The 16,254-nt window shown below is 50.6% G+C and carries 14 protein-coding genes; 12 read left to right on the top strand and 2 right to left on the bottom strand.

Going from position 1 to position 16,254, the window contains the following annotated elements; genetic code table 11:
- The first annotated feature begins 3 nt into the window (after positions 1-3).
- The 4 genes from ydiB (at position 4) to OGY68_RS16740 (ending at position 4,581) form a co-directional block, all read left to right on the top strand.
- Complete coding sequence (gene ydiB / locus OGY68_RS16755) at positions 4-870, top strand: quinate/shikimate dehydrogenase (protein ID WP_003836604.1); 867 nt, start codon at positions 4-6, stop codon at positions 868-870.
- Between the two features lie 36 nt (positions 871-906).
- On the top strand, positions 907-1,665 hold the full coding sequence (gene aroD / locus OGY68_RS16750) for a type I 3-dehydroquinate dehydratase (RefSeq protein WP_057067848.1): 759 nt from the start codon (positions 907-909) through the stop codon (positions 1,663-1,665).
- Positions 1,666-1,820: 155 nt separating this feature from the next.
- Positions 1,821-3,416: an acyl CoA:acetate/3-ketoacid CoA transferase gene (locus tag OGY68_RS16745; RefSeq protein WP_008784596.1), complete on the top strand. Its 1,596-nt coding sequence runs from the start codon at positions 1,821-1,823 to the stop codon at positions 3,414-3,416.
- A gap of 13 nt (positions 3,417-3,429) precedes the next feature.
- Complete coding sequence (locus OGY68_RS16740) at positions 3,430-4,581, top strand: acyl-CoA dehydrogenase (protein ID WP_003832619.1); 1,152 nt, start codon at positions 3,430-3,432, stop codon at positions 4,579-4,581.
- 54 nt (positions 4,582-4,635) lie between these two features.
- On the opposite strand, the gene OGY68_RS16735 is transcribed toward OGY68_RS16740, so the two are convergent.
- Positions 4,636-5,526 (bottom strand): AraC family transcriptional regulator, encoded by an 891-nt coding sequence (locus OGY68_RS16735; protein WP_008784594.1) that lies wholly within the window; start codon positions 5,524-5,526, stop codon positions 4,636-4,638.
- A gap of 505 nt (positions 5,527-6,031) precedes the next feature.
- On the opposite strand from OGY68_RS16735, the gene OGY68_RS16730 reads away from it, so the two are divergent.
- The 5 genes from OGY68_RS16730 to fadK all read left to right on the top strand — a co-directional run bounded on the left by OGY68_RS16730 (position 6,032) and on the right by fadK (position 11,110).
- Positions 6,032-6,796 carry an electron transfer flavoprotein gene (locus tag OGY68_RS16730; protein ID WP_057067846.1) on the top strand — a complete coding sequence of 255 codons (765 nt, stop codon included), beginning with the start codon at positions 6,032-6,034 and terminating at the stop codon, positions 6,794-6,796.
- Between the two features lie 21 nt (positions 6,797-6,817).
- Positions 6,818-7,753, top strand: a complete 936-nt coding sequence (locus tag OGY68_RS16725) for an electron transfer flavoprotein subunit alpha (protein ID WP_057067844.1) — start codon at positions 6,818-6,820, stop codon at positions 7,751-7,753.
- A gap of 57 nt (positions 7,754-7,810) precedes the next feature.
- Positions 7,811-9,100 (top strand): FAD-dependent oxidoreductase, encoded by a 1,290-nt coding sequence (locus OGY68_RS16720; protein ID WP_057067842.1) that lies wholly within the window; start codon positions 7,811-7,813, stop codon positions 9,098-9,100.
- Positions 9,097-9,390: a ferredoxin family protein gene (locus OGY68_RS16715; RefSeq protein WP_003832609.1), complete on the top strand. Its 294-nt coding sequence runs from the start codon at positions 9,097-9,099 to the stop codon at positions 9,388-9,390. The genes OGY68_RS16720 and OGY68_RS16715 overlap by 4 nt, the downstream gene beginning before the upstream one ends.
- 82 nt (positions 9,391-9,472) lie before the next feature.
- A complete protein-coding gene (gene fadK, locus OGY68_RS16710; protein ID WP_057067839.1) occupies positions 9,473-11,110 on the top strand; it encodes a medium-chain fatty-acid--CoA ligase in 1,638 nt (545 codons plus the stop codon).
- 67 nt (positions 11,111-11,177) lie between these two features.
- Here the strand turns inward: fadK and ppsA are convergent, their stop codons facing one another.
- Complete coding sequence (gene ppsA / locus OGY68_RS16705; protein ID WP_003832604.1) at positions 11,178-13,556, bottom strand: phosphoenolpyruvate synthase; 2,379 nt, start codon at positions 13,554-13,556, stop codon at positions 11,178-11,180.
- A 328-nt stretch (positions 13,557-13,884) separates the two neighbouring features.
- Here ppsA and ppsR point away from each other — a divergent pair, with 328 nt between their 5' ends.
- The 3 genes from ppsR to hemP all read left to right on the top strand — a co-directional run bounded on the left by ppsR (position 13,885) and on the right by hemP (position 16,250).
- Positions 13,885-14,718 carry a posphoenolpyruvate synthetase regulatory kinase/phosphorylase PpsR gene (ppsR, locus tag OGY68_RS16700; RefSeq protein ID WP_003832602.1) on the top strand — a complete coding sequence of 278 codons (834 nt, stop codon included), beginning with the start codon at positions 13,885-13,887 and terminating at the stop codon, positions 14,716-14,718.
- A gap of 126 nt (positions 14,719-14,844) precedes the next feature.
- Complete coding sequence (gene aroH, locus OGY68_RS16695) at positions 14,845-15,891, top strand: 3-deoxy-7-phosphoheptulonate synthase AroH (protein WP_286617273.1); 1,047 nt, start codon at positions 14,845-14,847, stop codon at positions 15,889-15,891.
- Between the two features lie 170 nt (positions 15,892-16,061).
- Positions 16,062-16,250 (top strand): hemin uptake protein HemP, encoded by a 189-nt coding sequence (hemP, locus tag OGY68_RS16690; RefSeq protein WP_032943171.1) that lies wholly within the window; start codon positions 16,062-16,064, stop codon positions 16,248-16,250.
- Positions 16,251-16,254: the final 4 nt, after the last annotated feature.

The following is a 16,254-nucleotide window of genomic DNA, read 5'->3' as shown; positions in this document are numbered from 1 at the left end:
CAAATGGACGTAACTGCTAAATATGAACTGATTGGTTTGATGGCCTACCCTATCAGACACAGTCTGTCGCCTGAAATGCAAAATAAGGCATTAGAAAAAGCGGGATTGCCATTCACTTACATGGCATTTGAAGTTGATAACTCAACGTTTGCTAATGCAATTGCCGGGCTGAAGGCCTTAAAGATGCGGGGTACCGGGGTCTCAATGCCCAACAAGCAGCTGGCATGTGAGTATGTTGATGAATTAACACCCGCAGCCAAGCTGGTCGGCGCAATTAACACTATCGTCAATGATGATGGTTATCTGCGCGGTTACAATACCGATGGCACGGGCCATATTCGTGCAATTAAGGAAAGTGGTTTCGATATCAAAGGTAAAACCATGGTACTGTTGGGCGCAGGCGGTGCGTCGACGGCTATTGGTGCACAGGCAGCGATTGAAGGCATCAAAGAAATTAAACTCTTTAACCGCCAGGATGAGTTTTTTGCCAAAGCGCAGGAGTTTGCCAAACGCGTCAATGAAAACACCGACTGCGTGGTCACCGTTATCGATCTCGCCGATCGCCAGGCTTTTGCTGATGCACTTGCCAGCGCAGATATTTTGACCAACGGCACTAAAGTCGGCATGAAGCCGCTGGAAAATGAATCTCTCGTGACCGACGCGTCCCTGCTGCGTCCGGAACTGCTGGTAACCGAATGCGTCTACAACCCGCATATGACCAAATTATTGCAGCAGGCACAAAGTGCTGGTTGCAAAACAATTGATGGTTACGGCATGTTGTTGTGGCAAGGGGCTGAACAGTTCAAGCTCTGGACCGGGAAAGATTTCCCACTGGAGTATGTGAAACAGGTTATGGGTTTTGCCGCCTGACGGGCAAGCATTTGTACAATAGTTAAAGGGTAATCAATGAAAACCGTAACCGTAAAAAACCTCGTTATTGGCGAGGGTGCGCCGAAGATCATTGTCTCGCTGATGGGTAAAGACATCGCAACGGTAAAAAGCGAAGCGCTGGCCTATCGCGAAGCGGATTTCGACATTCTGGAATGGCGCGTAGACCATTTCACCGATGTCTCTTCCATTGAGGCTGTGCTGGAAGCTGCGCGCACCATCCGCGATGTGATGGCTGACAAACCACTGCTTTTCACCTTCCGTAGCGCCAAAGAAGGCGGTGAACAGGCTCTGTCTGTCGAGCACTATATTGCACTTAACCGCGCGGCGGTAGACAGCGGTCTGGTGGATATGATCGATCTGGAACTGTTTACCGGAGACGAACTGGTCAAAGCGACCGTCGAGCATGCGCACGCGAAAAATGTCTTTGTGATTATGTCTAATCACGATTTTCATAAGACACCAGCCGCTGAAGAGATTGTCCAGCGCCTGCGTAAAATGCAGGAGCTGGGCGCAGATATCCCCAAGATTGCCTTGATGCCGCAAAATAAAACGGATGTTCTGACGCTGCTTAGTGCCACGCTGGAAATGCAAGAACGCTATGCCGATCGCCCGATAATCACCATGTCGATGGCTAAAACAGGGGTGATTTCACGTTTGTCTGGTGAGGTTTTCGGTTCAGCGGCAACCTTTGGGGCAGTAAAAAAAGCCTCCGCACCAGGACAAATTTCGGTCACCGACCTGCGTACTGTATTGACAATATTGCATCAGGCTTAATTACAGATATATCCATATAAATATCACTAATGCCCTACCCCAGATATTCGTCTAACCACGGATATCTGGCCGGTAATTAAGCGTCATTAAATAACTCACAATATTATTGTCGAATATAGCGACAGGTAGTCGCACGCATATAATCTGGAGTTCACATGAAATTTTCAAGGCCAAATCGGATAGATGGTCGGGTACCCGTATTATCCGCTGCAGATGCAGTCAATTATATTCCTGATGAAGCAACGCTTTGTGTATTAGGTGCTGGAGGGGGTATTCTCGAAGCAACAACATTAATTAATGCACTGGCTGAAAAATATAAAAATTCTCAGTCACCACGAAATTTAGCGTTGATTAGTCCTACAGGTCTGGGTGACCGTGCCGACCGGGGAATTAGCCCACTGGCACAGGAAGGTTTAGTCAAATGGGCATTATGCGGACACTGGGGACAATCACCGCGAATCTCCGATCTGGCTGAACAAAATAAAATTGCTGCCTATAACTATCCTCAGGGCGTATTAACCCAAACCCTGCGTGCATCGGCGGCTCACCAGCCGGGGATCCTTAGTGATATCGGCATCGGTACATTTGTTGACCCTCGCCAACAGGGCGGTAAGCTGAATGAAGTGACCACCGAAGATCTGATCAAATTGGTGGAAATTGATAACAAAGAGTACCTGTATTACAAAGCCATTGCGCCAAACATCGCCTTTATTCGCGCCACCACTTGCGACAGTGAAGGCTACGCCACCTTTGAAGATGAAGTGATGTATCTTGATGCGCTGGTGATTGCCCAGGCCGTACACAATAACGGTGGCATCGTTATGATGCAGGTGCAAAAGATGGTGAAGAAAGCCACGTTGCATCCGAAATCGGTGCGTATTCCCGGCTATCTGGTCGATATTGTGGTCATCGACCCCGACCAAACGCAACTGTATGGTGGCGCGCCGGTTAACCGCTTTATCTCTGGCGATTTTGTTCTCGATGACAGCCAACAGACTGCCCTGCCGCTCAATCAGCGTAAACTGGTGGCCAGACGCGCCCTGTTTGAAATGCGCAAAGGTGCGGTCGGCAACGTTGGCGTAGGCATTGCCGATGGCATTGGCCTCGTCGCGCGCGAAGAAGGCTGTGCTGACGATTTTATTCTGACAGTCGAAACGGGTCCGATTGGCGGCATCACCTCTCAAGGTATTGCTTTCGGCGCCAACGTCAACACCCGCGCCATTCTGGATATGACCTCCCAGTTTGACTTCTATCACGGTGGTGGACTGGACGTGTGCTATTTAAGTTTTGCCGAAGTCGATCGCCACGGCAACGTCGGCGTACACAAATTCAATGGCAAAATCATGGGTACCGGCGGTTTTATCGATATTAGCGCCACCTCCAAAAAAATTATATTCTGCGGCACGTTAACTGCCGGAAGTCTGAAAACGGAAGTTGCCGATGGCAAGTTAAATATCGTGCAGGAAGGTCGGGTGAAAAAATTCGTCAACGAATTACCTGAAGTGACTTTCAGCGGAAAAATTGCTCTCGAACGTGGACTTGATGTGCGTTACATCACTGAACGCGCTGTCTTTACGTTAAAAGCAGATGGTCTTCATTTAATCGAAATTGCACCGGGAGTCTCTTTACAGGAAGACATCCTGGACAAGATGGATTTCACGCCAATTATTTCGCCAAATCTGAAGCTGATGGACGAAAGATTATTTATCGATGCCTCGATGGGTTTTGTATTACCCGACGCCGCCAATTAAAAGGAGTACCCTGATGGACTTTTCTTTAACTGAAGAACAAGAACTGCTGCTTGCCAGTATTCGAGAACTGATTACCAGCAATTTCCCGGAAGAATATTTCCGTACCTGCGATCAGACGGCGACCTACCCGAAAGAGTTTATGCGTGCCCTGGCGGACAACGGTATTTCGATGCTGGGCGTTCCGGAAGAGTTTGGTGGCATCCCGGCGGATTACGTCACACAGATGCTGGCGCTGATGGAAGTTTCAAAATGCGGCGCACCCGCTTTTTTGATCACTAACGGTCAGTGCATTCACAGTATGCGTCGTTTTGGATCCGCTGAACAGCTGCGTAAGACCGCAGAAAGCACCATGGAAACGGGCGATCCAGCGTATGCGCTGGCATTAACCGAACCGGGAGCTGGCTCCGACAACAACAGCGCGACCACCAGCTACACCCGCAAAAACGGTAAGGTCTATCTCAACGGGCAGAAAACCTTTATCACCGGCGCAAAAGAGTATCCATATATGCTGGTACTGGCCCGCGATCCGGAGCCAAAAGATCCGAAAAAAGCCTTTACGCTGTGGTGGGTCGATTCGAAAAAACCCGGCATTAAGGTTAATCCGCTGCACAAAATCGGCTGGCATATGCTCAGCACCTGCGAAGTCTATCTTGATGACGTTGAAGTGGATGAAAGTGATATGGTCGGAGAGGAAGGCATGGGTTTCCTCAACGTCATGTACAACTTCGAAATGGAACGTTTGATCAACGCTGCACGCAGCACCGGTTTTGCTGAATGCGCCTTCGAAGATGCCGCCCGTTACGCCAACCAGCGCATCGCATTCGGTAAGCCAATTGGTCACAATCAGATGATCCAGGAAAAACTGGCGCTGATGGCGATTAAAATCGATAACATGCGCAATATGGTATTAAAAGTCGCCTGGCAGGCCGATCAGGAACAGTCTCTGCGCACCAGTGCAGCGCTGGCAAAACTGTATTGTGCACGTACTGCAATGGAAGTGATTGATGACGCCATTCAGATTATGGGTGGGCTGGGTTACACCGACGAAGCACGCGTTTCTCGCTTCTGGCGTGATGTCCGCTGTGAACGCATTGGCGGTGGTACAGATGAAATCATGATTTACGTCGCGGGTCGCCAAATCCTGAAAGATTATCAGAATAAGTAAGCAGTAATGCTTGCCGGATAGCGCAAATGCGTTATCCGGCACGAGCCAGGTTAATCATATTTCTGGCATCAAACATTCCTGTTCTACAAGGTTATTTTTAAACTGCTTACGATAATCGCTGGGGGTACAACCCACATGCCGCTGAAAGAGTTTGGCAAAGTGATCGACATTTTCATACCCTACCCGCCAGGAAATTTCTGCCAACGAGGACTCCGTATTCGTCAGGGCAAATTTTGCCTCTGTCATTCGCCGCTGAATCACATAATTAATCGGCGAAATACGATACTCCTTAGTAAACTCGTGACAGATATAGCTCACGCTGGCACGAAATTTCTTAGACAACTGTTCCAGCGTAATTTTCTCTCGGAAATTGTTATTTAAATAAACCAACACATCTTTAATTAAGATATCTTTTTTAATATATCCCTGCTCAGAACGATAAGCATTTTTAAAGTTTTCGTAATATAAAACAGTTAATGCATAAGCGAAGGCGTCATAAGCGGAAGACGTCAGGTTATTCTTGCTCTGCGGGATCATAACACTCAGTTCATTAAAGATACTTTTAATAACCTCTTTGCCCTGGCTGACGTTAATAACCGGACACGAGTGCATCTGCAAGAGTTGGTTCTCCTGCCAGTCGTTAAAACGAAAGCCGTAGAGCGCACAGGTGTAAGTGGTTGCAGGTGCGCTGCTATCGGAAGCAACCGCATGTAACCGCCCTTGTTCTATCACTACGATGTCACCCGCATGTGCGACATACAGCGAAGAGTCGATAATTAGCCTTGCGACACCTTTTTTTACATAGATAAGCTCTGTTTCATTGTCATGAACATGATGACCCGACTCCCAGTTAGGATCATCACTGATGACGAATCGCGAAAATCTCGGGGTTTTTCCCTGTTCAAAAAGGGTCTCCATGGCATTATCAAAACAGCGTTGATACATGACAACCTCCACCGAAAGGCAGTAATTTTGCGGATAGTTAATATTGAAAAGTAAAAACGATGATGATGTTATACAACGTTATTCTATCCAGGCGAAACAAAATTATTTGCGTCGTCTGCAAGATGACACCTCCAACTTCAGCACGCTGCTCGCGCAAATTTTTTTATTTTAAAATAACAGGAAAGTATAAATGTTATTAAGTCAGCAATAATAATTTACACACCAGAAACAAAGTGCGTGCAGAAACGGATAAAAATATGATCCATTTCTCAAAAAAACGTCTCGATTTTATTTCCATATTTATCACTTTAACACCCGACGTCGTCTTTACGTTCATAAACTCAGCATTCCTAAAGTCCTTTTTTTTGCAAGATTGTTGGGAATGAAAACAGATTGCCCCGTCGAAAACAGTCCCCCTCTGCCGCACACTATTTTCAGTCAATTTTCCCTACTGTTGGTGATGTCACTCCCCGTCATCATCCACACGAGAATCACTGGAGATGCCATGAAACTAATAACCTGCTTTAAGTTGGTGCCTGAAGAACAGGACATTGTTGTTACCCCAGAACGTTCGCTTAACTTTGACCGGGCCGATGCCAAAATCAGTCAGTTTGATTTGAATGCAATAGAGGCCGCGACGCAACTTAGTGCGGAAGGTGATGAAATCGTCGCCTTAACGGTTGGCGGCTCGCTACTGCAAAACTCCAAAGTGCGTAAAGATGTACTGTCCCGCGGGCCGGACAGTTTGTTTATGGTGCAGGATCCCCAACTGGAGCATTCATTACCGCGAGACACGGCTCAGGCGCTGGCCTGCGCGGCCAAAAACATTGAATTCGACCTGATACTGTTCGGCGAAGGGTCTGGAGACATCTACGCCCAGCAGGTTGGCTTACTGGTTGGCGAACTCTTACAACTTCCGGTAATTAACGCCGTCAGCAACATCCAACGTAACGGCGATCGCATTGTGGTTGAACGTACGCTGGAAGACGAAGTTGAAGTGATTGAACTGTCGCTCCCCGCCGTGCTGTGCGTAACCTCGGATATCAATACGCCGCGTATTCCCTCGATGAAAGCCATTCTGGGCGCAGGTAAAAAACCAGTCACACCGTGGCAAGCCAGCGATATTGGCTGGACACCTGCCTCACCGTTAGCAGAACTGGTGAGCCTCACCGTTCCGCCACAAACAGAACGTAAGCACATCATTCTGGAAAATGACTCAGCAGAAGCCATCGCCGAGCTGGCTGAGCATCTGAAAAAAGCCCTGAACTAAGCCCAACGGAGAGAAATTATCATGAGTAAATTAGCTAACGTATGGGTGTTCAGCGATAACGTAGAACGCTATGCAGAATTAATGGCCGGCGCACGCCTGTGGGGTGAACAGGTACACCTTATTGTACAAGGCAACGAACAGGCCAATCAGGTTAAACCTCTGGGTGCCGATGAGATTGTCGTGCTTGAAACAACATCTGGTTTACAGCGTGTTGAAAATTTTGCCGAGACCATCGCCGCCCTGATACAAGAACACACCGGGCTATTGCTGATGCCAGCGACTAAACGCGCTAAATCCCTTGGTGCGCGGTTAAGTATTCAGCTCAATGCAGCGATGGTAAATGACGCCACGTCGGTAACGCTTGATGATGGCTCACTGTTCGCAGAACACCGTATGTACGGTGGCCTGGCATTCGGCAAAGAAAAAATCAAAACAACTCAGGCAATTATCACCCTTGCCCCAGGTGTACTTGAACCGGTAGAGGCTAATGCTTCACATACCTGCCCTGTTGTCTCCGCACCTTACATCGCACCGCACCATGAAATTATGTGCCAGGAACGTCGCGCCAAATCCGTGAGCAGCGTGGATCTCAGCAAAGCCAAACGTGTGGTGGGTGTGGGCCGCGGCCTGGTTGCGCAAAACGATCTGGAGATGGTGCACCAGTTGGCGTCTGTACTGGGTGCAGAAGTGGGTTGTTCACGACCGATTGCCGAAGGCGAAAACTGGATGGAACGCGAACGCTACATCGGCGTTTCTGGCGTGTTACTGAAATCGGACCTTTACCTCACCCTCGGCATTTCAGGACAAATTCAGCATATGGTTGGCGGTAACGGCGCGAAAGTCATTGTTGCCATCAACAAAGATAAGAAAGCCCCTATTTTCAATTACGCCGATTACGGACTGGTCGGCGACATCTACAAAGTCGTTCCGGCTCTTATCGAGCATCTCAGCCGCTAACCCCCACATTTAACGCACATATCCCGCTGCCCTCGCAGCGGGAAGGGAGCATAAAGCATGTCAGATGAAAAATTTGATGCCATTGTGGTCGGTGCTGGCGTGGCGGGTACGGTTGCAGGCTACGTGATGGCTCAGGCCGGACTGGACGTACTGGTCATCGAGCGCGGTAACAGTGCTGGTAGTAAAAATATGACCGGCGGAAGACTCTATGCACATAGTCTTGAGCGCATCATGCCGGGGTTCGCGCAGGAAGCGCCGCTCGAGCGTAAAGTCACCCGCGAAAAAATCTCCTTTCTGACCGAAGAAAGCGCCGTCACTCTCGATTTCCATCGTGAAAAAGCTGACGCACCAACGCAGGATTCGTATACCGTTTTGCGCAACAGACTTGACCCATGGCTAATGGAAAAAGCGGAACAAGCTGGCGTGCAGTTCATCCCCGGCGTGCGCGTCGATGCCCTGATCCGCGAAGGTAATAAGGTTACCGGAGTTCAGGCCGGTGACGATATCCTGGAAGCCAATATTGTCATCCTTGCCGATGGCGTCAACTCTATGCTGGGGCGTTCCCTGGGGATGGTTCCGCCCTCTTCTGCACATCACTATGCCGTTGGCGTAAAAGAGCTGATCGGCTTACCTCCAGCGGTCATTGCAGATCGCTTCAATCTTTCAGGTAATGAAGGCGCGGCCTGGCTGTTTGCAGGCTCACCGTCTGATGGGTTGATGGGAGGCGGATTTTTGTATACCAACCAGGACTCCATCTCTCTGGGTCTGGTGTGTGGTCTGGGGGATATTGCCCATGCCACAAAAAGCATTCCACAAATGCTGGAAGACTTTAAGCAACATCCAACTATTCGGCCATTGATTGCCGGTGGAGAACTACTGGAATATTCCGCGCATATGGTGCCGGAAGGCGGTCTGGCAATGGTTCCAAAGCTGGTCGATGACGGTGTGATGATCGTGGGCGATGCCGCCGGTTTCTGTTTGAACCTGGGTTTCACGGTGCGAGGTATGGATTTGGCCATCGCTTCCGCAGAAGCCGCAGCCCAAACAGCTATTGCAGCAAAAGGACGCCAGGATTTCTCTGCCAGCAGCCTGATGGACTACAAGCGCGCGCTCGAACAGGGCTGTGTGATGCGTGATTTACAGCATTTTCGCAAGATCCCGGCGTTAATGGAAAACCCACGGCTGTTCACTCAGTATCCGCGTATGGTGGCCGACATCATGAGCGATATGTTCACCGTTGACGGACGTCCAAATCAACCGGTTCGAAAGATGATTATGTCCCACGCAAAACAAATCGGGCTGATGAACTTACTGAAAGACGGTATCAAGGGGGCAACTGCACTATGAATCAGGACAATACCGTTAACGTTGACGTCAAACTGGGCGTCAATAAATTCAATGTCGATGAAGGCCACCCGCACATTATCCTGGCCGAACATCCAGACCTTAATGAATTTCGCAAGCTGCTGAAAGCCTGCCCCGCCGGGCTGTATAAGCAGGATGAGAGTGGAAACATTCATTTTGATTCTGCTGGTTGCCTGGAGTGCGGAACGTGTCGAGTACTGTGCGGCGACACGATCCTCGACCAATGGGAATATCCGGTCGGAACATTTGGCGTTGATTTTCGCTACGGCTAATGGATTTTGCCTGTAGTACACCGGATCGGCCACGCCGGCCATCCGGTCAGATGTATGCCGAAATCATCCTGGGAATAACTTCATGAGTATCACACTAACGTTTAACGCCGAACGCCGCGAAGTCTGGCGGCAACAGGGTTTATGGGGAGATGCTTCGCTTGGCGATTACTGGAACCAAACTGCCAGAGCCATGCCAGATAAAATCGCCGTGGTTGATAACCATGGCGCTTCATACACCTATGCTGCACTCGACAGCGCGGCCAGCAGTCTGGCAACCTGGTTTTTAGCCTGCGGTATTCAACCCGGCGATCGCATTGCCTTCCAGTTACCGGGCTGGTGCGAGTTTACGATTATCTACCTGGCCTGCCTGAAAACCGGGGCCGTTTCCGTACCTCTGCTGCCAGCGTGGCGTGAAGCAGAGCTGGTATGGGTGCTAAATAAGTGTAAAGCGAAGATTTTTTTCGCACCGACGCTGTTTAAACAGACCCGACCGGTCGATCTGATCCTCCCCTTACAAAACCAGTTGCCGCATCTGCAACAGATCGTTGCCGTGGATAAACTGGCTCCGGCAACTACCTCGCTGGCGCTCAGTCAACTGCTTTTAGCTCCGCCTTTAACCCAGATGACTAATGTTCACGCCGATGAACTGGCGGCGGTGTTGTTTACCTCCGGTACCGAGGGAATGCCAAAAGGCGTAATGCTGACCCACAACAACATCCTTGCCAGCGAGCGCGCCTACTGTGCCCGCCTCAATCTCACCTGGCAGGATGTGTTTTTGATGCCCGCACCACTGGGACACGCTACCGGTTTTCTGCATGGCGTTACTGCACCGTTTTTAATCGGCGCACGCAGCGTATTGTTAGATATTTTCACCCCAACCGCCTGTCTTGAACTGCTGGAGCAACAACGCTGTACCTGTGTGCTCGGCGCAACGCCCTTCGTCTACGACATGTTGTGTAGCATGGAAAAACGACCACGCGATCTCTCATCGCTACGCTTTTTCTTATGTGGGGGCACAACCATTCCACAGAAGATTGCCCGTGACTGCCAGCAGCTCGGCATAAAATTATTAAGCATTTATGGCTCGACAGAGAGTTCACCGCATGCGCTGGTCAATCTCGATGATTCGCTTTCTCGCATGATGAATACCGACGGATATGCTGCTGCAGGCGTCGAAATTAAAGTGGTCGACGAAGCACGCAATACGTTGCCCGCGGGGGTAGAAGGTGAAGAAGCTTCGCGTGGTCCCAATGTGTTTATGGGCTACCTCGATGAACCCGAACTTACCGCCCGCGCGCTGGATCAAGACGGCTGGTATTACAGCGGCGACTTATGCCGAATGGACGATGCGGGGTACATCAAAATCACCGGACGGAAAAAAGATATCATTGTCCGCGGTGGAGAAAACATCAGCAGCCGCGAAGTTGAGGATATTTTATTGCAGCATCCTCGCATTCACGATGCCTGTGTTGTCGCGATGCCGGACGAACGCTTAGGTGAAAGGTCGTGTGCTTACGTGGTCCTCAAACCCCCGCATCATTCGTTGTCGCTGGAATCAGTGGTGGCCTTTTTTAGCCGCAAGCGGGTGGCAAAGTATAAATACCCTGAGCACATTGTGATCGTGGAGAAATTACCGCGCACGGCGTCCGGTAAAGTACAAAAATACCAGCTTCGTCAGGATATTATTCAGCGTTTGACCGTGGAGAGTATTACAGGATAAAGCGCCGGATGGCGATGCTCACGCATCTTATCCGGCCTACGTTGAATAGGCCGGATAAGGCATGATATTACTTGTTCAGTTCCGCCAGACTCAGCCAGGTTTGTACGACGGTGTCCGGGTTCAGCGACAGACTGTCGATCCCCTCTTCCATCAGCCAGGCCGCGAAGTCTTCGTGGTCAGAAGGTCCCTGGCCGCAAATACCCACGTATTTGCCCTGTTTCTTGGCTGCACGAATCGCCATCGACAGCAGCGCTTTCACCGCGTCGTTACGCTCATCAAACAGTTCAGAAACCACACCAGAGTCACGATCCAGACCCAGCGCCAGCTGCGTCATGTCGTTTGAGCCGATGGAGAAGCCGTCGAAGTATTCGAGGAACTGCTCGGCCAGCAAGGCGTTAGACGGGATCTCACACATCATGATGATCTTCAGTCCGTTCTCGCCGCGTTTCAGCCCCTGGCGTGCCAGCTCTTCCACCACCGCTTTCGCCTGGGCAACGGTACGTACAAACGGTACCATCACTTCAACGTTAGTCAGGCCCATGTCGTTACGGACACGTTTTACTGCGTCGCATTCCAGCGCGAAGCAGTCGCGGAAGCTGTCGGCAACATAACGGCCCGCCCCACGGAAGCCCAGCATCGGGTTCTCTTCATGCGGTTCATAACGCTCACCGCCGACCAGGTTGGCATATTCGTTGGACTTAAAGTCCGACATACGCACGATGACGCGTTTTGGATAAAACGCCGCACCCAGCGTTGCGATCCCTTCCGTCAGACGACCGACATAGAATTCACGCGGAGAATCGAAACCTTTCATCATGGCGCGGATTTCATTTTGCAGCTCAGGCGTCTGGTCATCGAACTCCAGCAGCGCGCGCGGGTGTACGCCAATCATGCGGTTGATGATAAATTCCAGACGCGCCAGGCCGACGCCTTCGTTTGGCAGACAGGCAAAGTCGAAAGCCCGGTCCGGGTTACCGACGTTCATCATCACCTTCAACGGCAGATCCGGCATGGTCTCCACGCTGGAACTCTTCACGCTAAAGTCGAGCATGTCAGCGTAAACATAACCGGTATCGCCTTCGGCACAGGAGACAGTTACCTTCTCACCATCTTTCATGCGCTCGGTCGCATCGCCACAGCCCACCACGGCCGGGATCCCCAGTTCACGGGCAATGATTGCCGCGTGACAGGTACGACCGCCACGGTTAGTGACAATTGCTGCCGCTTTCTTCATGATCGGTTCCCAGTCCGGGTCGGTCATGTCGGTAACCAGTACGTCGCCTGGTTCGATACGGTTCATTTCGCTGATGTCATGAATGACTTTGACCGGACCCGCGCCAATGCGGTGGCCGATGGCGCGACCTTCAGCAATAATTTTACCCTGAGCATGCAGCGTATAACGCTCCATCACCTGACCGCGAGAGCGCACGGTTTCTGGACGCGCCTGAACAATGAACAGCTTGCCGGTATGGCCGTCTTTCGCCCATTCGATGTCCATTGGACGACCGTAGTGCTTCTCGATCTGCACCGCTTGCTTGGCCAGTTCCTGCACTTCTTCGTTAGTCAGGGAGAAAATGTCGCGTTGTTCCTGCGGGACATCTTCAATGGTCACCTGCTTACCGTGTTCCTGGGTCGGCGCGTAAATCATGCGGATTTTTTTCGATCCCATTGTGCGACGGACGATCGCCGGACGGTTAGCCGCCAGGGTCGGTTTGTGCACGTAGAATTCATCCGGGTTAACGGCGCCCTGCACGACCATTTCGCCCAAGCCCCAGGCGGACGTGATAAAGACAACCTGGTCGAAACCGGATTCGGTATCGATGGAGAACATTACGCCTGAGGACGCGAGGTCAGAACGCACCATCCGCTGAACGCCAGCAGAAAGTGCGACGCCACGGTGGTCATAGCCCTGGTGAACACGATAAGAGATCGCGCGGTCGTTAAACAGCGAGGCAAATACGTGTTTGATGGCAACCAGTACGGCATCAAATCCCTGGACGTTGAGGAAGGTTTCCTGCTGACCGGCAAATGACGCATCTGGCATATCTTCTGCGGTAGCGGAAGAACGCACGGCAAAAGAGGCATTGGCATCGTCCGCTGACAGCTGCGCGTAGGCATCGCGGACGGCATTTTCCAGTTCGGGCTGGAAAGGAGTGTCGATAATCCACTGGCGGATCTGTGCCCCGGCTTTCGCAAGCTCAGTGACATCGTCGATATCCGTTTTATCCAGCAGCTCATAAATGCGCTGGTTTACACCGCTCTGGTCCAGAAACTGGTTAAACGCATCGGCGGTCGTTGCAAAACCATTCGGTACGGAAACACCCATACCTGAAAGGTTAGTAATCATTTCACCCAGGGAGGCATTTTTGCCTCCAACTCTGTCTACATCATTCATGCCGAGTTGGTTATACCAAAGCACCAGCGGTGACGAGCCATTGTTGGACATCGAACAATCCTTATATATGAACGAGGTTAGGAAACTCAATTTTGCGTAATTATCTTGGCATATTTACTCCGGCGAAAAAAACGGTGAATCGTTCAAGCAACTTTATTTTTTATTTTTTCAGATTGTTTCCGCATTTGCGCAAACCCGCGAGCCACACGGGATCACCACAAAAACGACCGGTATAAACATTTGTTCCGAAAAATGAAATGTACTTTTCATTAAATATAAAAATACTGTTTCATTTTATAAAATAGATGCGGCAATATTCGCTTCTGGCGAATTTTAATTTATGCTTTCAGAGAATTATATCTGCCCCAGGATGAGCAAAATGGATAATGCTGTTGATCGTCACGTATTTTATATTTCTGATGGTACGGCCATCACCGCCGAGGTATTGGGTCACGCGGTGATGTCGCAATTTCCGGTCACGATCAGCAGCATTACGCTGCCGTTTGTGGAAAATGAGAGTCGTGCGCGCGCGGTTAAAGACCAGATTGACGCTATCTACCAACAAACTGGCGTGCGCCCTTTAGTGTTTTACTCCATCGTCCTGCCGGAAATTCGCTCGATCATTCTGCAAAGCGAAGGGTTTTGTCAGGATATCGTGCAGGCATTGGTTGCCCCACTGCAGCACGAGATGAAACTCGACCCTACGCCTATCGCCCACCGTACGCACGGTCTGAATCCCGGTAACCTCAACAAGTACGACGCGCGCATCGCTGCCATTGACTACACCCTCGCCCACGACGACGGTATTTCGTTGCGCAACCTCGATCAGGCGCAGGTGATCCTGCTCGGCGTTTCCCGTTGCGGCAAAACCCCGACCAGTTTGTATCTGGCCATGCAGTTTGGTATCCGCGCGGCCAACTACCCCTTTATTGCCGATGATATGGATAATCTGGTGCTGCCCACTTCCCTGAAGCCGTTGCAGCATAAGCTGTTCGGTCTGACTATCGACCCTGAGCGCCTGGCTGCCATCCGCGAAGAACGCCGTGAGAACAGCCGTTACGCCTCGCTGCGTCAGTGCCGTATGGAAGTTGCTGAGGTGGAAGCGCTTTATCGGAAAAACCAGATCCCCTGGCTGAACAGTACCAATTATTCGGTAGAAGAGATTGCTACCAAGATCCTCGATATCATGGGACTGAATCGCCGCATGTACTAGAATGCTAGTGCATTGGTTCGATTTTTTGTTATTATGCTCGCCACCAGGCAGGATGAGTGTGATATTGTGATGTACATCACTTCCCGGTAGTCCTGCCGTTGAAGCAACAAATTTCTGAGACAAGTAATGAACAGAACCGATGAACTCCGTACTGCGCGTATTGACAACCTGGTCACTCCAGCAGAGCTTGCGCAACGGCATCCTGTTTCGTCCTCCGTCGCCCGTCATGTTACGGACTCCCGACGTCGGATAGAAAAAATTTTAAATGGTGAAGACCCCCGTTTACTGGTGATCGTAGGTCCCTGCTCGATTCACGATCTTGATGCCGCGATGGAATACGCGACACGGTTACAGGCGCTGCGCACTAAGCACCAGGCGCGTCTGGAAATCGTGATGCGTACCTATTTTGAAAAACCACGCACCGTCGTAGGCTGGAAAGGTCTGATTTCCGACCCGGATTTGAATGGCAGTTATCGTGTGAACCACGGTATTGAACTGGCGCGAAAACTGCTGTTGCAGGTCAACGAACTGGGCGTCCCCACGGCGACTGAATTCCTCGACATGGTGACCGGCCAGTTTATTGCTGATTTAATCAGTTGGGGAGCTATTGGCGCGCGCACCACCGAAAGTCAGATCCATCGTGAAATGGCCTCCGCGCTCTCCTGCCCGGTCGGCTTTAAGAACGGAACGGATGGCAACACGCGCATCGCCGTCGATGCGATTCGCGCCTCCCGCGCCAGTCACATGTTCCTCTCGCCGGATAAAACCGGTCAGATGACCATTTACCAGACCAGCGGTAACCCTTACGGGCATATCATCATGCGTGGCGGTAAAAAGCCGAATTATTATGCTGAAGATATTGCTGCCGCCTGCGATACCCTGCACGAATTTTCCCTGCCTGAGCATCTGGTGGTCGATTTTAGCCACGGCAATTGCCAGAAGAAGCATCGCCGTCAGTTGGACGTTTGTGATGATGTATGCCAGCAAATTCGCAATGGTTCGACGGCGATTGCCGGGATTATGGCGGAGAGTTTCTTGCGTGAAGGTACGCAAAAAATCGTTAGCGGCCAGCCGCTGGTTTACGGTCAGTCCATTACCGACCCGTGCCTGAACTGGGAAGATACTGAACTGTTGGTTGAAAAACTCGCCTCTGCGGTTGATAGCCGTTTTTAATGCTGTTCGCCGGGCAATATCACCTTGCCCGGCGCTAATCCCTTGTTTTCCCCTTGCTTATTGCGCAAAAAACGTTCTCGTCACAATTATTTCACAAAAACGCTTGCCGCAAATTTGTAGTTTGATGATAATGATTATCATTGTTATATTGATTGTTATTTTTAAACACTATGTCACGTATGGATAACACAACGGCAACGCCTGCAAAAGACAAAACACCGCCTTCCGTCGCGCCAAACGAGCGACGAATTGACAGTAAAACCCTGCTTGGTAACGAAGGACGCGTGATCATAGAACATGATGGTCAGCACTACCTGCTGCGCCAGACACAAGCAGGAAAACTCATTCTGACTAAATAAACAA

Source organism: Citrobacter sp. Cpo065 (genome assembly GCF_030332805.1).
Classification (GTDB): domain Bacteria; phylum Pseudomonadota; class Gammaproteobacteria; order Enterobacterales; family Enterobacteriaceae; genus Citrobacter; species Citrobacter portucalensis.
This window is presented reverse-complemented; position numbering and strand designations above follow the sequence as displayed.